The sequence below is a fragment of the Cobetia sp. 5-11-6-3 genome, from assembly GCF_013374055.1.
In the GTDB taxonomy this organism is placed as follows: Bacteria; Pseudomonadota; Gammaproteobacteria; order Pseudomonadales; family Halomonadaceae; genus Cobetia; species Cobetia marina.
Genome location: NZ_BLWJ01000003.1, coordinates 173,646 through 195,559, shown reverse-complemented (window position 1 = coordinate 195,559; position 21,914 = coordinate 173,646). Strand labels below are relative to the sequence as shown.

At 63.5% G+C, this 21,914-nt stretch carries 20 protein-coding genes; 17 read left to right on the top strand and 3 right to left on the bottom strand.

Going from position 1 to position 21,914, the window contains the following annotated elements; genetic code table 11:
- Positions 1 to 187 precede the first annotated feature (187 nt).
- The 8 genes from glyA to HXS66_RS06670 all read left to right on the top strand — a co-directional run bounded on the left by glyA (position 188) and on the right by HXS66_RS06670 (position 8,830).
- Positions 188 to 1,450: a serine hydroxymethyltransferase gene (glyA, locus tag HXS66_RS06705; RefSeq protein WP_077375029.1), complete on the top strand. Its 1,263-nt coding sequence runs from the start codon at positions 188 to 190 to the stop codon at positions 1,448 to 1,450.
- Positions 1,451 to 1,702: 252 nt separating this feature from the next.
- On the top strand, positions 1,703 to 1,996 hold the full coding sequence (locus tag HXS66_RS06700) for a DUF6506 family protein (RefSeq protein ID WP_084208052.1): 294 nt from the start codon (positions 1,703 to 1,705) through the stop codon (positions 1,994 to 1,996).
- Between the two features lie 221 nt (positions 1,997 to 2,217).
- A complete protein-coding gene (locus tag HXS66_RS06695) occupies positions 2,218 to 3,105 on the top strand; it encodes a FadR/GntR family transcriptional regulator (RefSeq protein WP_141392136.1) in 888 nt (295 codons plus the stop codon).
- A 109-nt stretch (positions 3,106 to 3,214) separates the two neighbouring features.
- On the top strand, positions 3,215 to 4,279 hold the full coding sequence (locus HXS66_RS06690) for a TRAP transporter substrate-binding protein (protein ID WP_176503133.1): 1,065 nt from the start codon (positions 3,215 to 3,217) through the stop codon (positions 4,277 to 4,279).
- Between the two features lie 155 nt (positions 4,280 to 4,434).
- Positions 4,435 to 5,076 (top strand): TRAP transporter small permease subunit, encoded by a 642-nt coding sequence (locus tag HXS66_RS06685; RefSeq protein ID WP_176503132.1) that lies wholly within the window; start codon positions 4,435 to 4,437, stop codon positions 5,074 to 5,076.
- Entirely contained in the window at positions 5,076 to 6,377 is a 1,302-nt protein-coding gene (locus HXS66_RS06680; RefSeq protein ID WP_176503131.1) for a TRAP transporter large permease subunit, read from the top strand. Before HXS66_RS06685 ends, HXS66_RS06680 begins: the two co-directional genes overlap by 1 nt.
- Positions 6,378 to 6,680: 303 nt before the next feature.
- Entirely contained in the window at positions 6,681 to 7,577 is an 897-nt protein-coding gene (locus HXS66_RS06675; RefSeq protein ID WP_176503130.1) for a mannosyl-3-phosphoglycerate phosphatase, read from the top strand.
- Positions 7,578 to 7,618: 41 nt separating this feature from the next.
- Positions 7,619 to 8,830 (top strand): glycosyl transferase, encoded by a 1,212-nt coding sequence (locus HXS66_RS06670; protein ID WP_077375009.1) that lies wholly within the window; start codon positions 7,619 to 7,621, stop codon positions 8,828 to 8,830.
- A gap of 118 nt (positions 8,831 to 8,948) precedes the next feature.
- Here the strand turns inward: HXS66_RS06670 and HXS66_RS06665 are convergent, their stop codons facing one another.
- Both HXS66_RS06665 and HXS66_RS06660 read right to left on the bottom strand, forming a co-directional pair.
- Complete coding sequence (locus HXS66_RS06665; protein WP_254696543.1) at positions 8,949 to 10,823, bottom strand: sugar phosphorylase; 1,875 nt, start codon at positions 10,821 to 10,823, stop codon at positions 8,949 to 8,951.
- 207 nt (positions 10,824 to 11,030) lie between these two features.
- Positions 11,031 to 11,279, bottom strand: coding sequence for a GlsB/YeaQ/YmgE family stress response membrane protein (locus HXS66_RS06660; protein WP_077375006.1), 249 nt, complete (start codon positions 11,277 to 11,279; stop codon positions 11,031 to 11,033).
- 306 nt (positions 11,280 to 11,585) lie between these two features.
- Here HXS66_RS06660 and nrdR point away from each other — a divergent pair, with 306 nt between their 5' ends.
- The 9 genes from nrdR to lon all read left to right on the top strand — a co-directional run bounded on the left by nrdR (position 11,586) and on the right by lon (position 21,339).
- Complete coding sequence (nrdR, locus tag HXS66_RS06655; protein WP_077375003.1) at positions 11,586 to 12,074, top strand: transcriptional regulator NrdR; 489 nt, start codon at positions 11,586 to 11,588, stop codon at positions 12,072 to 12,074.
- Positions 12,075 to 12,151: 77 nt separating this feature from the next.
- Entirely contained in the window at positions 12,152 to 13,354 is a 1,203-nt protein-coding gene (gene ribD, locus HXS66_RS06650; protein ID WP_176493460.1) for a bifunctional diaminohydroxyphosphoribosylaminopyrimidine deaminase/5-amino-6-(5-phosphoribosylamino)uracil reductase RibD, read from the top strand.
- 169 nt (positions 13,355 to 13,523) lie between these two features.
- Positions 13,524 to 14,672 carry a bifunctional 3,4-dihydroxy-2-butanone-4-phosphate synthase/GTP cyclohydrolase II gene (ribBA, locus tag HXS66_RS06645; protein WP_077374998.1) on the top strand — a complete coding sequence of 383 codons (1,149 nt, stop codon included), beginning with the start codon at positions 13,524 to 13,526 and terminating at the stop codon, positions 14,670 to 14,672.
- Between the two features lie 111 nt (positions 14,673 to 14,783).
- On the top strand, positions 14,784 to 15,266 hold the full coding sequence (gene ribE, locus HXS66_RS06640; RefSeq protein ID WP_043331374.1) for a 6,7-dimethyl-8-ribityllumazine synthase: 483 nt from the start codon (positions 14,784 to 14,786) through the stop codon (positions 15,264 to 15,266).
- A complete protein-coding gene (nusB, locus tag HXS66_RS06635; RefSeq protein WP_084208057.1) occupies positions 15,263 to 15,778 on the top strand; it encodes a transcription antitermination factor NusB in 516 nt (171 codons plus the stop codon). Before ribE ends, nusB begins: the two co-directional genes overlap by 4 nt.
- A 1-nt stretch (position 15,779) precedes the next feature.
- Complete coding sequence (thiL, locus tag HXS66_RS06630) at positions 15,780 to 16,808, top strand: thiamine-phosphate kinase (protein WP_176503129.1); 1,029 nt, start codon at positions 15,780 to 15,782, stop codon at positions 16,806 to 16,808.
- The gene (locus tag HXS66_RS06625) at positions 16,805 to 17,278 is read left to right on the top strand and encodes a phosphatidylglycerophosphatase A (protein WP_077374989.1); all 474 of its coding nucleotides are present in this window, start codon (positions 16,805 to 16,807) and stop codon (positions 17,276 to 17,278) included. Before thiL ends, HXS66_RS06625 begins: the two co-directional genes overlap by 4 nt.
- A gap of 65 nt (positions 17,279 to 17,343) precedes the next feature.
- The gene (locus HXS66_RS06620) at positions 17,344 to 18,624 is read left to right on the top strand and encodes a DUF945 family protein (protein WP_077374986.1); all 1,281 of its coding nucleotides are present in this window, start codon (positions 17,344 to 17,346) and stop codon (positions 18,622 to 18,624) included.
- Between the two features lie 264 nt (positions 18,625 to 18,888).
- The gene (gene lon, locus HXS66_RS06615; RefSeq protein WP_077374983.1) at positions 18,889 to 21,339 is read left to right on the top strand and encodes an endopeptidase La; all 2,451 of its coding nucleotides are present in this window, start codon (positions 18,889 to 18,891) and stop codon (positions 21,337 to 21,339) included.
- Positions 21,340 to 21,457: 118 nt separating this feature from the next.
- On the opposite strand, the gene HXS66_RS06610 is transcribed toward lon, so the two are convergent.
- Positions 21,458 to 21,799, bottom strand: coding sequence for a YegP family protein (locus HXS66_RS06610; RefSeq protein ID WP_077374980.1), 342 nt, complete (start codon positions 21,797 to 21,799; stop codon positions 21,458 to 21,460).
- Positions 21,800 to 21,914 lie beyond the last annotated feature (115 nt).

Below are 21,914 nucleotides of genomic sequence, written 5' to 3'. Positions count from 1 at the left end.
CGCCGCCGCAGGATGGCCTCGAGATCGTCGTGTCGATCGTGAGGCCATCTTGCGTTAACAATGATGCTGATTCATGTGAATCGGACCGCCGGCTGAGGTATCATGCTGGTCCTGATCTTACCCCTAGATGGCGATCCGGCCGCGCCGGAATTCGCTGTCGTCATCACCCTTCAGGCGAGGACACCCGATGTTCACCCGTGACATGCAGATTGCCGGTTTTGATGATGCGCTCCTGAGCGCCATGGACGACGAAGTCGTTCGCCAGGAAGCTCACATCGAGCTGATCGCCTCCGAGAACTACGCCAGCCCCCGCGTCATGCAGGCGCAAGGCTCCCAGCTGACCAACAAGTACGCGGAAGGCTACCCGGGCAAGCGTTACTACGGCGGTTGCGAGTTCGTCGACAAGGTCGAGCAGCTGGCCATCGATCGTGCCTGCGAACTGTTCGGTGCCACCTACGCCAACGTTCAGCCGCACGCCGGTTCCCAGGCCAACAGTGCCGTCTTCCAGGCGCTGGTCTCGCCGGGCGACACCATTCTGGGCATGAGCCTGGACGCGGGTGGTCACCTGACTCACGGTGCACGTCCGAACTTCTCCGGCAAGCACTACAATGCCGTGCAGTACGGTCTGGGCGAAAACGGCCTGATCGACTACGCCGAAGTCGCGCGTCTGGCGCGTGAGCACAAGCCGAAGATGATCATCGCCGGCTTCTCCGCCTACTCCCAGATCATCGACTGGGCCGAGTTCCGCAAGATCGCCGACGAAGTCGGTGCCTATCTGCTGGTCGACATGGCCCACGTGGCCGGTCTGGTCGCCGCCGGTGTCTACCCGAGCCCGCTGCCCCACGCCCATGTCGTCACCACCACCACGCACAAGACCCTGCGCGGTCCGCGTGGCGGCCTGATCCTGTCTGCCGAAGGCAATGCCGACATCGAGAAGAAGCTGAACTCCGCCGTCTTCCCGGGTGGCCAGGGTGGCCCGCTGATGCACGTCATCGCGGCCAAGGCGATCTGCTTCAAGGAAGCGATGGATCCGTCCTTCAAGACCTACCAGCAGCAGGTCGTGAAGAACGCCCAGGCCATGGCATCCGTGTTCCTGGAGCGTGGCTTCGAAGTCGTCTCCGGCGGCACCGAGGATCACCTGTTCCTGCTGTCACTGGTCAAGCAGGGCCTGACCGGCAAGGACGCTGACGCGGCACTGGGCCGTGCCCACATCACCGTCAACAAGAATGCCGTGCCGGGTGACCCGCAGTCGCCGTTCGTCACCTCCGGTCTGCGTATCGGCACCCCGGCCGTCACCACGCGCGGCTTCAAGGAGCAGGAGTGTCTGGATCTGGCGGGCTGGATCTGCGACATCCTCGAGGCGATGGTCGCCGGCGATTCCGCCGCTGCCGAAGCCGAGGTACAGGCCAAGGTCTCCGAGGTCTGTGCACGTCTGCCGGTCTACGCCTGAGTTCCTGACGGATGGCGCTCGCCGACACATGATGTTCGCATCATGAGGGAGCTGGCCATCGGTTCGGAGTGAGGTGCTCGAGAACGCCTGTCGCGAAAGCGGCAGGCGTTTTTTTGTGCCCGGCTCACGTCCAGATAGGACGACATGTCGTTGATCCGTGGTCCACAAGCGCTCAGAAAGATCAGTCCTGATGCTCGCGGGGACACGCTAGGCTTCTTGATGCGTGATCCATCTCGTGGTGAGGAGACTGTCATGGCCGTGAAGACGCACGACGTTATGCACCATGCCTTCCTGATTCTGGTCGAGCACAGTGGCAATACCTCGCTGAGCAGCCAGGGGAGCGGGGAGATGCGACTCTCCGTCGCCACACTGGGCTCGCTCAAGGCGGCCGAGCGCCTGGTCAGTGAGCTGATCGCCCAGGGGGTCAGTCAGATCGAGCTCTCGGCAAGCTTCGGCGCGGCAGGCGAGGCCGCGGTGAGAACGGTGGTGGCCGACAGCGGCGCCGAGCGAACGGTGATGATCGGTCGTGTCCGGTTCGCGACGTGAGCGAAGATGGCGCGAAGTCTGGTGAAGTTGAATAATCCTTGCGCAACATGGAGTTGCGTAAAGGTGTGACCAAAGTCGGGTCTCACCCTTGGTCTAAGGTGTCTTGTTGGCATGTCTGACATGGGCTATTCCTTGACGGACAAGAGCGCACCGCGACCCATCCTGCGAGGGAGGTGAGCGAGCCACAATTGACGCGCCACGCCATCAAGGAACGTTCGATCATGCCCACGCCACCCAGGAGTGCTGCAGGCGGCCACCCGCGCGCCAGCACGTCATCCCCAACGTCAGCGACCGCCAGTGAATCGTCGACCACCGCCCGTGTCGATGTGGCGGAATGGCTGGCGCAGGCCATCTTCGAGAATCGTTATCCGCCGGGCAGTCTGATCCCTCGTGAGCTGGATCTCTGCGATCAGCACGCCCAGAGCCGTGCCACCGTACGCACCGCGATCCAGAGTCTGGTCAATGCCGGCATCCTGACCCGCACCACCGGGCAGGGCACGCGCGTCAATCCGCTCAGCGAGTGGCATCTGCTCGACCCACGCGTCACCGGCTGGATGACACGCTATGCGATGCCGCATCCGCAGCTGGCACGGGATATCTACGCCTTCCGCATTTCCATCGAACCCTTCGTTGCCGCACTGGCGGCCACCGAGGCCACCGCCCAGGACCTGTCCGCCATCGAGCAGGCCTACGACGGCATGGCGGCGGCGGTGCATGGCGGCAGCGCCATGGAAGAATTCGATCGTGCCGACATCGCCTTCCATGACGCCATCTTCGCCGCGACCCACAACGTCATCTGGGCACAGCTCGGCCATGTGCTCAAGCCCTCGATCAGCCTGCTGGTGGCGACCTCCAACCACAACGCCTCGGAGCTGGGCGACAGTCTCGGTCGCCATCGTGCGGTGATGGAGGCGATTCGTCTGCGCCAGCCGGAGGCGGCCCATGCCGCGACCCTGCATGTGCTGGACCGCACCGGGCGCGATCTCGGGCTCGCCATGCCCGAGGTGGCCGATGGGCCGCACGGTGTCGGGCGTGCCCAGGAGCCGCTGGAGCTGCTGCGTCGTTTCGGTCAGCTGCCCAGTCTCTCCGCCCCCCTGTCAAGAGAGTGACCCGCGCCCTGGGCGTCGCCACGCCGGGAAGTGTCTGCACGTCTTCCCTACGCCAAAGAACGTCATAACAAGTCATAACACGTCATAACAACACGCCAGGAGTTCCACCATGCCGCATTCCACCACGTCCCACCGTCCGTCCCTCGCCTCCGGGCGTTTCGCGCTCAAGGCGCTTGCCCTTTCCACGGCGCTGGCCGCCAGTGCGATGGCCGCGCCCAGCTGGGCGGCCGAGTACGAATGGACCTTCCAGACCTCGGAAACGGCCGGTGAGCCGCAGTTCGAGGTCAAGAAGGCCTGGGCCGAGAACATCAAGACCATGTCGGATGGGCGCATCGCCATCGAGATCCTGCCGGTCAATGCCGTGGTACAGGCCAACCAGACGCTGGACGCCGTCAGCGCCGGCATCCTGCAGGGCCACCTGACGGACCCGTCCTACTTCTCGGGCCAGAATCCGGCCTTCGGCATGCTGGGCAACCTGGTGGGTGCCTGGGGGGATCCACTGGAATATCTCGAGTACATGCAGCACGGCGGTGGTGAGGCGCTCTACAACGAGCTGGTCGAGCCCTACGGCGTGCATCTGATCGGCGCAGGCGCCACCGGGCTTGAGTCCTTCGTCTCCAAGAAGCCGGTGCGTACCGTCGATGATCTCAAGGGCCTCAAGGTGCGTGCGCCGGAAGGCATGGTCTACAACATCTTCCAGAAGGCCGGTGCAGCCCCCGTCAACCTGCCGGGCTCCGAGGTCTACACCGGTCTCGAGAAGGGCGTGATCGACGCGGCGGATTACACCGTGTTCGCCACCAATGATGACCAGGGCCTGCACAGCTTCGCCAAGTACCCGTCCTATCCGGGCTTCCACTCGCTGCCGATGGTGGCGGTGTCGATGAACAAGGACATCTGGGACGGCCTGCCGGTGGATCTCAAGGCGATCATGGAGACAGCGACTGACTCGATGGCCTACGACATGGTCTTCACCCTCAAGGCACGTGACCTCAAGGCGGTGAGCGCGGCGCGAGCCAATCCGGATATCGAGGTGATCGACATGGCACCGGAAGAGCGCGCCAAGTTCCGTCGCATCGCCCAGCAGGAATGGAAGGTATGGGCCGAGAAGAACGAGCTGACCGGCAAGGTCTACGAGTCCGTGGTCACCTTCCTCACCGACCGCAACCTGATGTAAGCGTCCACTCGCTGTCATCGGCCGCGTGACAAGAGTCGCCGGGACGAGACGTCGACAGGATCAAGACGATCAGGAAAGACGCGGGAGATGATGATCGGCGTGCTCACTGGGCGCGCCGATCCTCCTTGAGCAAGCCAGTTAGCAAGGAATTCGATATGGCAGAACATGATGTGGCGTCGCCGGGCCTGCCGGAGGCGTCGGATGACAACGACCCGAATCTGGGCACGCGCACGCCACTGGACCGACTGGTCGGCAAGGGCACGCGCGCCGCGGCGTGGCTGGTATTGCTGGCGATGGCGATCAGCGTGTTCGAGGTGGTGATGCGCTATGGCCTCGACTCGCCGACCTCCTGGGTCCACGAGACGGTGATCTTTCTGGTCGCGACCAGCTTCGCGCTGGGCGGGCCGGCGGCGCTGGCCAACAACCGCCATATTCGCGTGCGTGTGCTCTACGACCTGGTCGGCACGCGCTTTCGCTACGTGCTGGACTGCTTCAATGACGTGATGACGCTCGTGTTCTGCATGGCGATGAGTTACGCAGGCTGGGTGATGTTCTGGCGCGCCTCGCACAGCCCGCTGGGCGAATGGCAGCTGGAGCGCTCCGGTACCTCGTGGAATCCGCCGTTTCCGGCGCTGACCAAGGGCGTGATCCTGTTCGCACTGGCGGTGATGACCCTGCAGGCGCTGTGGCATCTCTACCAGACCTTCTTCTCTCCCCGTCTGCCCGAAGGGGAAAGTGACGCCGCTGCCCACCCGGCACAAGAGACGCGTACCACGTCAGACAAGGAGCAGCGCTGATGGATATCGCAACGGCTACGATGCTGCTGGTCGGCGGCATCTTCGCGCTGCTGGTCACGGGCCTGCCGCTGGCCTTCGTCACCGGGCTGGTGGCATTGGCCTACACCTTCGGCTGGTTCGGCCCGATGGCGCTGCCGCTGGTCACCAGTCGTGTCTATGGCTTCGTCACCGAGTATTCGCTGGTGGCGGTGCCGATGTTCGTGTTGATGGCCTCGCTGCTGGATCGCTCCGGCATCGCCAAGGACCTGTTCAATGCCATGCGCGTGATGGCCGGACGCCTGCCCGGCGGTGTGGCGATCCAGACCATCGTGGTGGCGTTCTTCCTGGCGGCGATGTCCGGCATCATCGGCGGCGAGATCGTGCTGCTGGGGATTCTGGCGCTGCCGCAGATGCTCCGGCTCGGCTATGACAAGCACATCGCCATCGGCGTGGTGTGTGCCGGGGGCTCGCTGGGCACCATGATGCCGCCCTCCATCGTGCTGATCATCTATGGCCTGATCGCCAACCAGTCGATTGCCGATCTGTTCACCGCGGCGATCACCCCGGCCATCGTGCTGATGGCATGCTATATCCTCTATGTGCTGATCCGCTGTCTGCGCAATCCCGCGCTGGGGCCGGTGATGCCCGAGGAGGAGCGGCGTGCCAGCTTCCAGAGCAAGCGTGAGCTGCTCAAGGCCGTCGGCGTGCCGGCGATCATCGCGGGACTGGTGCTGGGTTCCATCTATGGTGGGGTGGCCTCGGTGACGGAGGCAGCGGCGATGGGCAGCTTCGGCGTGCTGGTGGCGGTGATGCTGCGGGGTGAATTCTCCATCACCCTGATGCAGCGTGCGCTGTCCCAGACCATGAACACCTGCGGCATGATCATCTGGATCGGTATCGGGGCGGCGGCGCTGGTCGGGGTCTACAACCTGATGGGCGGCAACCGCTTCGTGTCGAGCATGATTCTCGGCCTCGATATCCCGCCGCTGGCGATCATCATGGTGATGATGGCGATCCTGCTGCTGCTGGGGCTGTTCCTCGACTGGATCGGCATCGCGATGCTGACCCTGCCGATCTTCGTGCCGATCATCATCCAACTTGGCTATGACCCGGTATGGTTCGGCGTGCTGTTCGCGGTCAACATGCAGGTGTCCTTCCTGTCGCCTCCCTTCGGGCCTGCCGCCTTCTATCTGAAAGGCGTGGCACCGGAAGGCATCAGTCTCAAGGATATCTTCGTCTCGCTGCTGCCGTTCATCGCCATCCAGCTGTGCGTGCTGGCGATGTTGCTGCTGTGGCCGCAACTGTCACTGTGGCTGGTCTAGTCTCAACAGATGTTGCTGATGGCCGAAGACTCGACGCCCTCGCAGATGCGAGGGCGTCGTCGTTCGTGACGACAGACATGCGCTGCAATGTGGCGACGCGACATGCATCAGGGGATTTGTGCTCATTGTTGGTGCAAGCAAGCCGGCAGTGAATCAGAGTTGAGAGATGAGAGGCCAGACTGTCATTGCGACTGCACCATCTTGGCACATTCCCTGCAATGCTCTTGGCAGGCTTGCCTGGCGCAACGAGACCGCACCGCGGGGATGCCTGGCACGCTGCAGCACTTCATGAGGAGAGTTCACATGTCAGAGACTCAAGCACCGCTGTTGTTGCTGACCGACCTGGATGGCTCGCTGCTGGACCATCACGATTACTCGCCGGGTCCGGCGCGCAGCTGGCTGACCCGCCTGCGTGCTCGCGGCGCCTGGGTCGTGCCCAATACCTCCAAGACCGCGGCTGAACTCACGCCCTTGATGCGCTCGCTGGGGCTGGCGGGTCAGCCCTGGATCGCCGAGAACGGAGGCGTCGTGGCGCTGCCGGCCTCCTGGCTCAGTGCCTATCCACTGGAGGAGGCCAGTGCCCCGGATGCGCACGGCCTGTGCCGTATCGCGGTGGCCATGCCGCGCCGCGCGATTCTCGAGGTGCTGGAGGGATTGAGGGAGGAGTTCGCCTTTGAAGGCTTTGCCGCGATGTCGGTGGCAAGAATCAGCGAGCTGACGGGGCTGGGGGAGGCGGATGCGGCGCTGGCGGGGGAGCGTGATGCCAGTGAACCGCTGGTATGGCAGGACGCGCCGGAGCGCCTCGAGGAATTCCGCACGCGCCTGGCCAGCCATGGCCTCAAGCTGACGCGGGGCGGGCGTTTCCATCATGTGACGGGCGACACTGACAAGGGGGTGGCGGCGCGCTATCTGATCGCGCGCTACCGGCTCTGTGAGCGGGTGCGTCCCTGGACACTGGGCTTCGGTGATGGCGCCAATGACCTGCCATTGCTGGCCGCGGTCGACAACGCTGTCCTGATCCCCGGCGTCGGTGATACCTCACAGCGCGATCGGGAGCTTGCCGAGTATCCGCTACTGGCGGATGAACGCCGCTGTTTTCGCGCCAATCACCCCGGGCCGCAGGGATGGGTCGAGGGATTGCGTCACTGGCTGGCCAATGGCCAGCCGGAAGAATGGACATCCAGAGGCCTGCGCGCCTGACGCCTGCCTGATGCGTGTCTTCGGTATGACAAGGAGCTGACATGAGCGATTTTTACCAGAATGGCATCATCACCAACTTCCATAACCTGACCGACCGTCCGGTGGAGGACCTTGAAGCGGATCTGATGCGCTTCTCCCGCAAGCGGCCGATGAGCCTGATTCTGCCCTCGCTGTATTCCGAGCTGGAAGGCCCCGCGCTCAAGCACATCGTCGATGAGCTGGCGCAGGTGCCGTATCTCAGCGAGATCGTGATCGGGCTGGATCGTGCCGACCGCGACCAGTTCGAGCATGCCAAGGAGTTCTTCTCTCACCTGCCACAGCATCACCGTATCCTGTGGAACGACGGGCCGCGCCTGCGTGCACTGGATGAAGAGCTGACCGAGCATGGTCTGGCACCGATGGAGGCCGGCAAGGGGCGCAACGTCTGGTATTGCTCCGGTTACGTGCAGTCATCAGGCATCGCCGAGGCGGTGGCACTGCATGACTGCGATATCGTCACCTATGATCGCGGCCTGCTGGCGCGCCTGATCTACCCGGTCGCCCATCCGCAGTTCAACTACGAATTCTGCAAGGGCTACTATTCGCGCATCGCCCAGGGCAAGCTCAATGGTCGCGTGGCACGTCTGATGGTCACGCCGTTGATCCGTGCGCTCAAGAAGGTCTATGGCCCGCTGCCGTATCTGGATTATCTCGACAGCTATCGTTATCCGCTGTCCGGTGAGTTCTCGATGCGCACCGACGTGCTGGCGGACATTCGCATCCCCAGCGACTGGGGGCTGGAGATCGGCGTGCTGTCCGAGGTGCATCGCAACTATTCCACCAAGCGTCTGTGCCAGGTGGACATCGCCGATGCCTATGATCACAAGCATCAGCCGCTGTCCGAGGAAGATGCGCTGGGCGGCCTCAATCGCATGAGTCTGGATATCGCCAAGGCCATGTATCGCAAGCTGGCGACGCTGGGGGTCGAGATCCATGGCGAGACTTTCCGCACCATCAAGGCGACCTACTATCGTATCGCGCTGGATCTGATCGAGACCTATTACAACGACGCCGTCATGAATGGCCTGACGGTGGATCGTCACAGCGAGGAAGCGGCAGTGGAGCTGTTCGCCGCCAACATCATGGATGCCGGCAGCGCCTTCCTCGACAACCCGCGTGACAAGCCCTTCATTCCGAGCTGGAACCGGGTGCAGTCCGCGGTGCCGGACCTGCTCGAGCGCATGCATGAAGCGGTGGAGCTGGACAACCAGTAACGACACCTTTCACCAACCGCTTTCATGGGTCACGCATGTTGCGGCAGACACGGGAAGGTAAAACGACAACGGGGCTGCCACTGGCAGCCCCGTTGTCGTTGGCGTGCACGTCGTCAGGTCAGACGACCTCGATGGCCGGTGGGCGCACCGACTGCTCCATCAGCCAGGCGGCCTGATAGGGGCGGCGCGCCATGGCGGGGTCGAAGGCCTTGTCATGACACAGGTGGTCGGTCAACGCGAGGCCCTGCCAGCTTTCCGGCAAGGGCAGCACACGCGGCTGGTCGGTGACATTGAGGGCGAACAGCAGGCGGCGTCCCTCGTGGGTGACGCGCTCGAAGACGAAGAAGTCCGGCCCCAGGTCGAACACCTGCTGATGGGCATCGGGGTGGAAGCACGGCTCCTCGCGGCGCAGCGTCATGCGACGCTTCAAGGCATGGAAGACCTCATGGGTCGCGGTGTTGGGGCTGGACAGCAGGGCTTCCAGTTCATCGCGCTGCCACTTGCGGCGGTTGATGGCGCGCAGATGCCCGTCGCGTTCGACCCCTTCCTGGTGATTGGGGGTGGCGGTCAGTGAATGAAGATAGAGGCCGGGAATGCCCTGCAGGCTCAGCATCAGAGTCTGACTGGCGATGAAGCGCTCGATCTGCCACGGGTCCCGTCCACGCCGCGTGCCCTTGAGGGCATCGAAATAGCTGATGTTCAGCTCATAGGGAGTGTCGGCGCGTCCCGGGTTGGCGCGCATGCTGACGTAGCCACCGAAGTCGTGCACCAGTCGCACGAGGGTATCGCGCTCATGGTCCGGCAGCAGGCCTTCCAGCGCACGCACGCCGATGCCATCGTGGCTGGCCGTGAAGTTGAAGTAGCTGCATCCCGCCGGCAGAGAGGGCAGGCTGGCGGCCCACTCGGTCAGTGCACTGGCATCCCCGGAGGTCAGGGTATGCAGAGTCAGCGGCGGCAGCGTGAACTGATAGATCATGTGGGCTTCATCGGCCTGGGCGCTGCCCTCGAGGGAGGTCAGGTCCTGCTCGGAAAGGCGGTCGAGGCCGAAATACGACATGTTCTCGGCGTGGGGCACGTTGGTTTCCGTGATCAGCAGGCTGCCGGGGGCCAGATGATCCACGATGGCGCGCAGCAGGCGGACCACGGCATGCGTCTCCGGCAGATGCACGCAGGAGGTGCCCAGACGCTTCCACAGGAAGGCCACGGCATCGAGGCGGATCATGCGCGCGCCCTGCTCGAGGTAATAGAGCAGGATACCGATGAACTCCAGCAGGACGTCGGGATTGGCGAAGTTGAGGTCGATCTGGTCATCCGAGAAGGTTGCCCACAGATGACGCAGGCCACGACGGGTATGCACCGGCGTGAGCAGGGCCGAGGGGCGTGGTCGCACCACGCTGGAGACGTCCGTTTCCGGGTCCATCTCGATGAAGTAATCGCGGCCGGGTTGCACGCCGGCCAGATAATCGGCGAACCACAGCGATTCCCGCGAGCAGTGGTTGATGACGAGGTCCGCCATCAGGTCACGTTGCTCGCTCAGACGCTGGATGTCCTGCCAGTCGCCGAGGGCCGGATTGACCTCACGGTAGTGGATGACGCTGAAGCCGTCGTCGCTGCTCCAGGGGAAGAAGGGCAGGACGTGCACCCCGGAGAGGCAGTCACCCAGACGGCTCGCGAGGAAGTCATTCAGGGTGGCCAGCGGGGCCTCGCCTTCCTGTTGCACGCTGTCGCCGTAGGTGATCAGCCACTGATCACGTTCGCTCCACAGCGGTTCGCCCTCGGGCACCCGGGGGGCAAGGCGCGAACGATGCAGCTCCATCAGTGTCTCGAGACGCCGCAGCACCTCATCCTTGCGCTCGGGATAGATCACCGCCAGCAGCGTCTCGGCGTGGCGGGCGAAGGCATCGTTCGAGAGCGGGTGTGACAGGGAGCGTGGGCCCGGTCGAGCGGCGTGTGAGGAAGAGGTGGAAGGATCGGGAGGTGGCATGTCGGGCATGAGCGGTCCTCGAAGTCATCAGTGCATGTGACTTGACCATGCAAGACGACGGCCAGCCCACTGGTGCAGGCTGGCCGTCGTCGAGTCATGGCGGGTGAAACCGGCGGGGAAAGCCATGTGATCAGCTCCTGTCAGGCCATGGAGCCGATCAGGCCCACCCGCACTGCTAGCGAAGTGCTCGCGAAGTGCCTGCGAGCGGGTCGCGGGCTACCTGCGAACGACTCGATACAGGATCAGCAGGATGATGGCACCGAGCACGGCGATGACGAAGCTTGCCAGATTGAAGCCGGTGACATCTCCGAAGCCGAGCTGCGTGCCGATCCATCCCCCTACCACGGCACCCAGGATGCCGATGATGCTGGTGACGATGATGCCACCGGGGTCCTTGCCGGGCATGATGACCTTGGCGATGATGCCGGCGATCAGTCCGAAGATGATCCAGGCGATGATTCCCATGTCGCGTCTCCTTGCGTCATTAGTAAGCACTTGGTCGTGAAGATCATTCACTCATGTGGCGAGCATCCTTGTGGGAGTTTCTCGCCGGCCTCGGTTCTCGGGAGTCTATGCGGATTCCTCTTCCGCTCCTCAAGGCTAACGCAGATAGGATCTGACTGACATAGGCTCCCGTGTACGAGTCTTAACGGTTACAATGGCGCCCATTCCAAGTCTTTCGGCTGTGCTGCCGTGGCCCGACGCTGCTCGGCAGTACCGGAAGCCGAAGTACGCAACGCCGCCACCTCGCACTCAAGCAGGCTCCCAACAATGCACTGTCCCTTCTGTGGAACTCATGAAACCAAGGTCACGGATTCCCGGCTGGTGGTCGAGGGTGACCAGGTGCGTCGTCGTCGCCAGTGCGCGGCCTGCGGCGAGCGTTTCACGACCTACGAGACGGCAGAGCTGGTCATGCCGCGAGTGGTCAAGGGTGACGGTTCCCGTGAGAGCTTCGATGAGCACAAGCTGCGGGCAGGCATGTTGCGCGCGCTGGAGAAGCGTCCTGTCTCCTCGGAGCTGATCGAGGCGGCTGTCGAGCGTATCCGTCAGCGTCTGCGCGCCACGGGGGAGCGTGAGATCGAGGCGCGCCGGATCGGTGACGAAGTGATGCAGCAGCTCAAGCGGCTGGATCAGGTCGCCTATATCCGCTTTGCCTCCGTCTATCGCCGGTTTCAGGATCTGGACGAATTCCGTGCCGAGATCGACCGCCTCGCCCAGGAGCCCAGTTTCCTGCCCGGCGAGGAAGACAGCCGCTCCTGATCCGCGCATCGCCCGACCGTCCTGCGGTCCGACTGTCGGGGCGGTCCATGTTGTCGTCACACGCCGATAGGTATTGCATGTCCCTCACCTCTCATGACACCGCAGTCGGCCAGGAGCCTGGTCGCGATATTCGCCACATGGCGCATGCCTTGCGCCTTGCGCGCCTGGGAAGCTACACCACCCATCCCAATCCACGGGTCGGGTGCGTGCTGGTCGACCCTGTCACTGACGAGGTGATCGCCACCGGCTTTCATGTGCGCGCCGGGGAAGGGCATGCCGAGGTCAACGCCTTGGCCGCCGCCGGTGAGCAAGCCTTGGGCTGCGTGGCCTACGTGACGCTGGAGCCCTGCTCGCACACCGGGCGAACCGGACCATGCTCACGCGCCTTGATCGCGGCGGGCATCTCGCGGGTGGTGATCGCCATGCGGGACCCGAATCCGCAGGTGGCCGGGCGTGGCATCGCCATGCTTCAGGGCGCTGGCATCGCCGTGACGGTGGGCGTGCTGGAGCAGGAGGCGCGTGCGCTCAATCCCGGCTTTCTGTCGCGCATGGAGCGCGGGCGCCCCTTCGTGCGTCTCAAGCAGGCCATGAGTCTGGACGGTCGCACCGCTATGGCCTCCGGTGAATCCCAGTGGATCACCGGCCCGGAAGCGCGCAGCGCCGTTCAGCGTCTGCGCGCACGCTCCAGCGTGGTGATGAGCGGTATCGAGTCGGTCATCTTCGATGATTCGCGCCTCAACGTGCGCGCCGAGCAGCTGGGGCTGGAGTCGCATCCGCTGGGGCTCGAAGCGCTGGTGGCGCGTCAGCCGTTGCGCGTGGTGGTGGATACGCATCTGCGCCTGCCACTGGCGGCGCGAATCCTTGAACAGGACGGCAGAACCCTGGTGGTCTGTGTCGCGGATGAGACAGCGGCTCAGGCAGAACGGCGCAGACTGTTGGAAGCGGCCGGCGCCGAGGTGCTGGCGCTGCCGGCGGGCCCGGAGGGACGTGTGGATCTCGAGGCGCTGTTGCGCCATCTGGCCGAGCACGAGCAGGCCAATGAGGTCCTGCTGGAGACCGGTGCGGTGCTTGCCGGTGCCATGCTCAGTGCCGGACTGGTGGATGAGATGCAGCTGTTCATGGCGCCGACGCTGCTGGGCGGGGAGGCGCGTCCGTTGCTGGCCCTGCCCGGACTCGAGCACATGGCGCAGCAGCGGCGGGTCGAGATCCGTGAGATTCGTGCCGTGGGGCGCGACTGGCGCATCACGGCAGTGCCCGACAACGGCGAGCCTGTCGGCTGAACTGACTGAGAGAAATTGCCTGCCAGCGCAAGGACTTGCCGCTGTCTGGCGACAGTGGCGTCGCGGGGCGCTGGCGCAAAACCGGGTGGCGGGGTACCCTGACGCCCGACTTTTTGATAACACGCGTGGGCCGGGCAACCGTCGGCGCGGTCCGAAATGTGGAGCAAGCATGGCGCTATCAGGCATCGCAGCACTCGTCGAGGATATCCGGCAGGGCAAGATGGTCATCCTCATGGATGACGAGGATCGTGAGAACGAAGGCGACATCATCATCGCCGCGGAAGCCGTGACAGCCGAGCACATCAACTTCATGGCGCGTCATGCGCGTGGCTTGATCTGCATGCCGATGTCGCGTGAGCATTGCGAGCAGCTCCAGCTGCCCTTGATGGTGCAGGCCAACGGTTCCGGCTTCGGTACCAAGTTCACGCTCTCCATCGAAGCCACCGAAGGCGTCACCACCGGTATCTCCGCTGCTGATCGCGCACGTACCGTGCAGGCGGCTGCCGCCCGCAACGCCCGTCCGCAGGATATCGTCCAGCCGGGGCATATCTTCCCGCTGATGGCGGAACCGGGTGGCGTGCTGCGTCGTGCCGGCCACACCGAGGCGGCCTGTGATCTGGCCTCCATGGCGGGCTTTGGCGCGACCGGCGTGATCTGTGAGGTCATGAACGACGACGGCAGCATGGCGCGTCGTGAGGAGCTCGAGCGCTTTGCCGCCGAGCATGATCTCAAGGTCGGCACCATCGCGGACCTGATCGAATACCGCATCCACAACGAACAGACCGTGGAAGTGCTGGACAGCGAGCAGGTCGAGACGGCCTTCGGCGAGCTGACGCTGCACTGCTTCAGCGATCGCATCCAGGGCCGTCACCATCTGGCGCTGGTCAAGGGCACGCCGACGCCTGACGCCTTGACCACCGTGCGTGTGCATGTGGAGGACCCGATGCGTGACCTCCTGACCCTGCGTCAGCCGGGCAGCAGCAGCTGGGCGCTCCATGATGCACTGTCACAGGTCGCTGCCGCTGATGCGGGCGTGCTGGTGCTGCTGGATACCGGCAGTGATTCACAGGATTACAAGGAACGTCTCGATGTCTTCCTCGGACGACGTCGTACGCCGCGCACCAACGAATCCGATGGTGCGGGCAACTATCTGACTACCGGTACCGGTGCCCAGATCCTGAGGGATCTCGGCGTCGGCCGGATGCGTCTGCTCAGCTCGCCGTGGAAGTTCTCTGCGCTGTCCGGTTTCGGCCTCGAAGTGGTCGAGCTGATCGGCAGTGATGACGCGGCCAGTGGCACAGACACCGTGGGTGCATAAGGCCCCGGCACTACCCAAATGGCGGGAGTGGTGACCAGTCGCGGTCGTCGCTCCCGGTATGATTGATATCTCCGCCCCGGTTCGCCGGGGCGCTAGCATTGTGGACTGACCATGCAACCGATTGCTCAACTCGAAGGCACCTTCACCAATGTCGATGGCCGTTACGTCATCGTCGTCGGGCGTTTCAACCACCACGTCGTCGATAGCCTGGTGGAAGGCGCGGTCGATTCCCTCGTACGCCACGGCGTCGATGAGGAAAACATCGACCTGATCCACGTGCCGGGCGCCTGGGAAATCCCGCTGGCCGTCAAGGCCGTGCTGGCCAAGGTCAAGCCGCACGCCGTCATCACGCTGGGCGCGGTGATTCGTGGTGGCACGCCGCACTTTGAATATGTCGCCGGTGAATGCAACTCCGCCCTGTCTCGTCTGCAGCTCGAGTTCGACACGCCGGTGGCCAATGGCGTGCTGACGGTCAACTCCATCGAGCAGGCCATCGAGCGTGCGGGCACCAAGGCCGGCAACAAGGGCACTGAAGCCGCGATGGCTGCCATGGAAATGGTCTCGCTGCTCAAGGCCATGGGAGGTGATGCATGAGCGAACGTCAGCAACGTTCCGAGCGTGAGCCGTCCAAGCAGCAGCAGGCACGCCGTGCCGCGCGCGAGCTGGCGGTCCAGGGCATCTACCAGTGGCAGATGACCGGCAAGAGCATGACCACCATCGAAGCCGAGTTTCGCGGTCAGCAGGTCGATGACGATGTCGAGCTGCACGAGAACTGGGTCGAGGTGATGCGCATCGCTGACCAGGCGCTGTTCCATGAGCTGCTGCACAACGTGCCGCGTTTCCAGAAAGAGCTGGATGCCAGCATCAGCCCGCTGCTGGATCGTCGTCTTCAGGATCTCGACGAGATCGAGCTGGCCATCCTGCGTCTGGGCGCCTACGAGCTCTCCAAGCGCATGGAAGTGCCGTACCGTGTCGCCATCAACGAAGGGGTCGAGCTGGCCAAGACCTTCGGTGCCACCGATGGTCACAAGTACGTCAACGGGATCCTCGACAAGCTGGCAGTCAAGCTGCGCAGCGCCGAGGTGACCCAGGCCCGCCTGCGCTGACATGCCGGGCGAATTCGAGTTGATCGCCCGCTACTTCCAGCGCGATCTGTCCGGGGCACCGGGCGTACTGCTGGGGCCGGGTGACGACTGTGCGCTCCTCGCCGCCGGTGATGGCATGCAGCTGGCGATCAGTGTCGATACCTCCGTGGCGGGCGTTCACTTCCCGCCGGATGCTCCGGCGTCCTCGATCGGGCATCGCGCCCTGGCGGTCAATCTTTCCGATCTGGCCGCCATGGGGGCGACGCCGCGCTGGGCGTTGCTGGCCTTGACGCTGCCGGAGGTCGACGAGGACTGGCTGCATGGCTTCGCCGCCGGCTTCCATGCGCTGGCCGAACGTCATGGCATCGCCCTGGTCGGGGGCGATGTCACACGCGGCCCGCTCTCCATCACGATCACCGTGCATGGCGAGCTGCCGCTGATGCTGGAGGATGCAGGCCATCCGGATAGCGTATCCCGTCCCATCCTGCGACGTGATGGTGCCCGTGAAGGCGACCTGGTGGTCATCACGGGCGCACCGGGAATGGCGCATGCCGGTCTGAAGGCATGGCAGTCCGGCACGCGGGATGTGCTGGACCCGTGTCTGGCCGCCTATCTGCGTCCGGAGCCGCGTGTGGAGGCGGGCCTCGCACTGCGCCAGCTGGCCAGTGCGGGCCTGGATGTCTCCGATGGCGTGATGGGTGACCTGGCACACATCTGTCGTGCCAGTCAGCTGTCGGCGGCGCTGGAGCTTGGCGAACTGCCGCTGGCGCCGGAGCTGATGGCGGCGCTGGGCGAGCAGGGCGCGCGCGAGGCGGTCCTCAATGGCGGTGATGATTACGAGTTGCTGCTGACGATGCCGGAAGAGCATCTCGAGAGCGCCATCAACGCGCTGCGCCCCCTGAATCTGTCCTTGAGCGTCATCGGGCGCATGCAGGCAGTGGAGGGAAGCGAGCCGCGTGTCATCCTCGAGCAGGAAGGGGTCGAGCAGGCCGCCGCGGGACGCAGCTGGCAGCACTTCCCGCCGGCGGATGCCACGGAGGTGAGCTCATGAATCGTGCTCCTGCCAGTGTCTGGCGTCGTCCCGTCCATTTCCTGGCCTTCGGGCTCGGCAGTGGCACGGCGCCCTTTGCGCCCGGCACCTTCGGCACCCTGGCCGCCATTCCGTTCTATTGGATGATGGCGGGACTGGGGCTCTGGCCCTACATCGCCATCGTGGTGGCCGCCTCCGTTCTCGGGATCTGGATCTGTGATCGCACCTCGAAGGATCTGGGCGTCCACGATCATTCCGGCATCGTCTGGGATGAATTCGTCGGCTACTGGATCACCATGGTCGCCGTGCCGTTTTCATGGCAGGCTGCCCTCTGGGGGTTCGTGGTCTTCCGGGTCTTCGACATTCTCAAGCCATGGCCGATCCGCTGGGCTGACCGTCGCGTGGCGGGGGGATTCGGCATCATGCTCGATGACATCTTCGCCGGCATCTTCGCCTGGTCGACCATGCATCTATGGCTGTGGCTGCATTGAACAGGAAGCGAGGCACTGCGTGGTGGGTGTGACGCTTCAACAATGATAAACAAGGGATAACAACGATGGGCAAGGGACTCGTAACTGCGGCGGCTGTCGTCGTCATCGGTGCTGCCGGCTATGTCGGTGGCGTGGCGTATTCCAGTCAGCGTTTCGAAGACGAGATGGCGCGAATGGTGGCGGAGCTCGACAGCAGCGCCGACATCAAGGCCAGCCGCGATGACGTGCAGAGCGGCTGGTTCGACTCGAGCGGTCGACTCAAGATGGAGCTTGCCACGGGGGAGCAGCAAGGGCCCGTGCGTGTCGTGCTGCCTTATGAAGCCGGTCATGGCCTGCTCTCCACCAGCATGAAGGGCAACATCAAGCTGCAGTACGGTACACCGGCCCGCGATGTGCTTTCCGAGGTCATCGGGGATGGAAAGGCCATCGCCTTCGATGGCAGCGTCGACAATTTCAGCGGTGCCAGTGATACCACGGTGACACTGCCTGTCTTTGAATGGCAGGACCCGGAAAGCGGCACGCGCTTCGACTTCAAGGGCGGCGAGCTGACGGCGTCACATGATGGCGGTGATACTCCCGAGATCACCGTCGACGGCGAGGTCTCTCCCTTCGAGATCACCAATGGTGACGAGAAGATCAGCGTCGGTACCCTGAGCCTGAACGGTCTTTATCGTGGTGCGGACAACGACTTCCGCCAGGATGACAAGATCGAGCTGGATACGCTGACCATCGACAATGGCATGGGGCAGCCGCCGGTGGTGGCGACCGATATCAGCTATTCCGGCGAGACGCGGCTAGACCCGACCGAGCTTCGCTATCTGATGAAGCTGGCCGTGCAGGACGTGAGTGCCGGTGATCAGCAGATGGCCAGCGGCAGTCTGGCGCTGTCGATCGACCGTCTTCAGGGCGCGGCGGTCTATGATTTCATCACTCAGCTGCAGGGCCTGCTGGAAGAGGCCGGCAAGCCGTTTGAAGAGCTGACGGAAGATCAGCAGGTCGCCATGCTCGAGAAGGTCGAGGCGCCGCTGTTCACCATGCTGAGCACGTCTCCTCGTCTGACGCTGGAGTCCCTCAAGGCGCGCAGCGAAGTCTTCGGTGTCGACATGCAGGGTGAGGGGCAGCTGATTCTCGATGGGGCCGGCATGACCGATCTGAGCATCGCCGAACTGCAGACCATCGAAGGGCAGCGTGCCTTCCTGGATCGCATGAGTGGACGTTTCGAATTCCGCAATGTGCCGCCGATGCTGGCGATGATGGCGGGCATCCCGCCGGACTCCGCTGACAAGAACCTGGTGCTGACCATCGATGGGGATGCGCTGCTCGTCAATGGCAAGCCGATCTATTGAGCCAGCCTGACTGAGCGACCTGTCTTTCACAGGTGACTGAGCCACCTTCGGATCTGACCGTACCCTTCTGTCTGCCATCGTGCTGGACAGCTGACAAGGCCCGCCTTCTGGCGGGCCTTGTCGTATCCGTCGGCAGGTGGTGAACCGGTGCCGATAGACAGGCATCCCGTCAGACAAGTGCCCGACAGTACTTGATAAAGTGCACGACAGACCACATTGGTGAAGATGATCGCCTCAACCGAGGCCCGGTTTCACGAGGGTTGCATGTCACGTCACGAAGATACCTCCGATCACGATAACGTTCTGTCCGGTTTTGAAGATGCCAGTCAGGAAGAGCCTGAGCATTCCCCGGGGGCTGGTGGGCTGGTACCCAGTGGTGATCAGCTGCCTGAGCGCCTTTACCTGCTGCCGATCCACAATCGTCCCTTCTTTCCGGCTCAGGTCCAGCCGCTGGTCATCAACAAGCAGCGCTGGGCAGAGACCATGGAGCGGGTCGGCAACACGCCACACCACGCGGTGGGGCTGGCCTTCGTCGGTGATGTCGAAGTCGACGAGATGGGGGCTGAGCATTTTCCCGAGATCGGTTCGGCAGTGCGTGTCCACAAGCCCGAAGATGGCCAGGATCAGGTCCAGTTCATCGCTCAAGGGTTGCGCCGCTTCCGGATCACCCGCTGGTTGTCACGCAAGCCGCCCTATCTGGTCGAGGTGACCTATCCGCGCGAGCCGGTGGATGCCGAGAGCGACGAGGCGCGTGCCTACGCGATGGCGATGATCAATGGCATCAAGGAGCTGTTGCCGATCAATCCGCTTTACGGCGAAGAGCTCAAGCAGTACCTCAATCGCTTCAGCCCGCATGAACCCGGCCCGCTGACCGACTTTGCCGCTGCCATCACCTCGGCCAAGGGGCCGGAGTTGCAGGAGGTGCTGGAATCGTTGCCGGTGATGGAGCGCATGCAGAAGGTACTGCCGCTGCTGCGCAAGGAGATCGAGGTCGCCCAGCTGCAGACCGAGATCTCCCAGCAGGTCAACGCGCAGATGGAAAAGCATCAGCGTGAATTCTTCCTGCGTGAGCAGCTCAAGGTCATCCAGCGTGAACTGGGCATCTCCAAGGATGATCGCGAGAATGATGTGGATACCTTCCGCGGACGCCTCGATGAGCTCAAGGTTCCCGAACGGGTGCAATCGCGCATCGACGACGAACTCGACAAGCTCTCGGTGCTGGAGACCGGCTCGCCGGAGTACGGCACCACGCGCAACTATCTGGACTGGCTGACCTCGCTTCCCTGGGGCATCACCTCCACCGACCAGCTGGATCTCGCCCATGCGCGCAAGGTGCTCAATCGCGACCATGACGGGCTGGATGACGTGAAATCACGCATCATCGAGTTCCTGGCCGAAGGTACCTTCAAGGGCGATGTCGGTGGCTCGATCCTGCTGCTGGTGGGCCCGCCCGGCGTGGGAAAGACCTCGATCGGGCGCTCCATCGCCCAGGCACTGGGGCGCGAGTTCTATCGCTTCTCGGTCGGCGGCATGCGCGATGAATCGGAGATCAAGGGGCATCGCCGTACCTATGTGGGCGCCATGCCCGGCAAGCTGGTACAGGCACTCAAGGAGGTCAAGGTCGAGAACCCGGTGATCATGCTGGATGAGATCGACAAGCTGGGGCAGTCCTTTCAGGGCGATCCGGCCTCGGCGCTGCTCGAGGTGCTGGACCCGGAGCAGAACGTCGACTTCCTCGATCACTACCTCGACGTGCGCCTCGATCTGTCCAAGGTGCTGTTCGTGTGTACCGCCAACACGCTGGATAGCATCCCGGGGCCGCTGCTGGACCGCATGGAGCAGATACGCCTCTCCGGTTACATCGCCGAAGAGAAGATGGCGATCGCCAAGCATCACCTGTGGCCGAAGCTGCTGACACGCGACAACATTCCCAAGAAGCGCATCAATCTGAGTGACGCCGCGCTGCGTCAGGTGATCGAGGGCTATGCTCGCGAGGCGGGCGTGCGTCAGCTGGAGAAGCAGCTGCACCGCATCGTGCGCAAGGCGGCGGTCAAGCTGCTCGAGGAGGACCTGCCGACGGTCAAGGTCTCGGTCAAGAATCTCGAGGAATTCCTGGGGGCGCCGATCTTCCGTCGCGAGAAGGTCCTGGCCGGCGAAGGCGTGGTGACCGGGCTTGCTTGGACCAGCATGGGCGGCGCGACCCTGCCCATCGAGGCCACACGTGTGCACGGCCTGACGCGTGGCTTGAAGCTGACCGGCAAGCTTGGGGAAGTGATGCAGGAATCGGCCAATATCGCCTATTCCTATACCCTGGCGAATCTTGAGGCCTACGATGCCGAGGCTGACTTCTTCAATGAGTCCTTCATTCACCTGCACGTGCCGGAAGGGGCGACGCCCAAGGATGGCCCGAGCGCTGGCGTGACCATGACCACGGCGTTGATGTCGTTGGCCAGGCATCAGGCGCCGCGCAAGGGACTGGCGATGACCGGTGAGCTGACATTGACCGGGCAGGTGCTGCCGGTGGGCGGTATCCGTGAGAAGGTCATTGCCGCACGCCGCAGTGACATCTTCGAACTGATCCTGCCACAGGCCAATCAGCGGGATTATGATGAGCTGCCCGACTATCTGAAGGAGGGCATGATCGTCCACTTCGCGGCCCGCTACGCGGATGTGGCACGAGTGGTCTTTGACAGCGACAACGCGCAGCGCCACTGACAACGCACGGCGGGGATGGATAGCGACATCCGACGAAAAGCAGAAGCCCCGCCAATCGGCGGGGCTTCTGCTTTTCCGTGGGGCGTCGTGTGCATGCAGACGTCACGCTCGCGGGCATTCAGGCGGTATCGAGCTGTTCCAGTACGGCGGCTTCCGGTGCATTGCGTCCGACACTGGCAATGCCGTTGTCGCGCCCGGATTCCGATTTGTACATCTGGCTGCGGCCGATCTGCTGGCTGTTGGCGGCCAGCAGCGTGAAATAGAAGCGACCATCCTTGGCGACTTCCTTCGTGAAGCGTTTTTCCTCGGCGGCGTTCTTGCGCACGGATTCCACGCCGTTCAGGCAGCCGCGCTTGTCGGCATAGCCTTGGCTCTGGAGGATCTTTTCACCGTTGCCGGCCTTGAGCGCAAAATAGAACTTGCTGTCCTTGCCGCGGGTGATGACGAATTTTCCGGCCATGGGTGACTCCTGTTCCTTGAGGGATGTCTGACACTGCCTGATATGTCATCTTCCAGTGTAAACAGCGCCTCTCGGGGGAAACCCACGCTAGGAGTTGCGGCATTCAACGTTCGGG

What these genes read in the sequence shown, in the direction of transcription:
- glyA (WP_077375029.1), top strand. Translation starts at nt 188, where the DNA reads ATGTTCACCCGTGACATGCAGATTGCCGGTTTTGATGATGCGCTCCTG.
- ribBA (WP_077374998.1), top strand. Translation starts at nt 13,524, where the DNA reads ATGGCGCTATCAGGCATCGCAGCACTCGTCGAGGATATCCGGCAGGGC.
- HXS66_RS06675 (WP_176503130.1), top strand. Translation starts at nt 6,681, where the DNA reads ATGTCAGAGACTCAAGCACCGCTGTTGTTGCTGACCGACCTGGATGGC.
- HXS66_RS06670 (WP_077375009.1), top strand. Translation starts at nt 7,619, where the DNA reads ATGAGCGATTTTTACCAGAATGGCATCATCACCAACTTCCATAACCTG.
- ribE (WP_043331374.1), top strand. Translation starts at nt 14,784, where the DNA reads ATGCAACCGATTGCTCAACTCGAAGGCACCTTCACCAATGTCGATGGC.
- nusB (WP_084208057.1), top strand. Translation starts at nt 15,263, where the DNA reads ATGAGCGAACGTCAGCAACGTTCCGAGCGTGAGCCGTCCAAGCAGCAG.
- HXS66_RS06695 (WP_141392136.1), top strand. Translation starts at nt 2,218, where the DNA reads ATGCCCACGCCACCCAGGAGTGCTGCAGGCGGCCACCCGCGCGCCAGC.
- HXS66_RS06625 (WP_077374989.1), top strand. Translation starts at nt 16,805, where the DNA reads ATGAATCGTGCTCCTGCCAGTGTCTGGCGTCGTCCCGTCCATTTCCTG.
- HXS66_RS06685 (WP_176503132.1), top strand. Translation starts at nt 4,435, where the DNA reads ATGGCAGAACATGATGTGGCGTCGCCGGGCCTGCCGGAGGCGTCGGAT.
- nrdR (WP_077375003.1), top strand. Translation starts at nt 11,586, where the DNA reads ATGCACTGTCCCTTCTGTGGAACTCATGAAACCAAGGTCACGGATTCC.
- HXS66_RS06610 (WP_077374980.1), bottom strand. Translation starts at nt 21,799, where the DNA reads ATGGCCGGAAAATTCGTCATCACCCGCGGCAAGGACAGCAAGTTCTAT.
- HXS66_RS06660 (WP_077375006.1), bottom strand. Translation starts at nt 11,279, where the DNA reads ATGGGAATCATCGCCTGGATCATCTTCGGACTGATCGCCGGCATCATC.
- HXS66_RS06680 (WP_176503131.1), top strand. Translation starts at nt 5,076, where the DNA reads ATGGATATCGCAACGGCTACGATGCTGCTGGTCGGCGGCATCTTCGCG.
- HXS66_RS06690 (WP_176503133.1), top strand. Translation starts at nt 3,215, where the DNA reads ATGCCGCATTCCACCACGTCCCACCGTCCGTCCCTCGCCTCCGGGCGT.
- lon (WP_077374983.1), top strand. Translation starts at nt 18,889, where the DNA reads ATGTCACGTCACGAAGATACCTCCGATCACGATAACGTTCTGTCCGGT.
- thiL (WP_176503129.1), top strand. Translation starts at nt 15,780, where the DNA reads ATGCCGGGCGAATTCGAGTTGATCGCCCGCTACTTCCAGCGCGATCTG.
- HXS66_RS06665 (WP_254696543.1), bottom strand. Translation starts at nt 10,823, where the DNA reads ATGCCCGACATGCCACCTCCCGATCCTTCCACCTCTTCCTCACACGCC.
- HXS66_RS06700 (WP_084208052.1), top strand. Translation starts at nt 1,703, where the DNA reads ATGGCCGTGAAGACGCACGACGTTATGCACCATGCCTTCCTGATTCTG.
- ribD (WP_176493460.1), top strand. Translation starts at nt 12,152, where the DNA reads ATGTCCCTCACCTCTCATGACACCGCAGTCGGCCAGGAGCCTGGTCGC.
- HXS66_RS06620 (WP_077374986.1), top strand. Translation starts at nt 17,344, where the DNA reads ATGGGCAAGGGACTCGTAACTGCGGCGGCTGTCGTCGTCATCGGTGCT.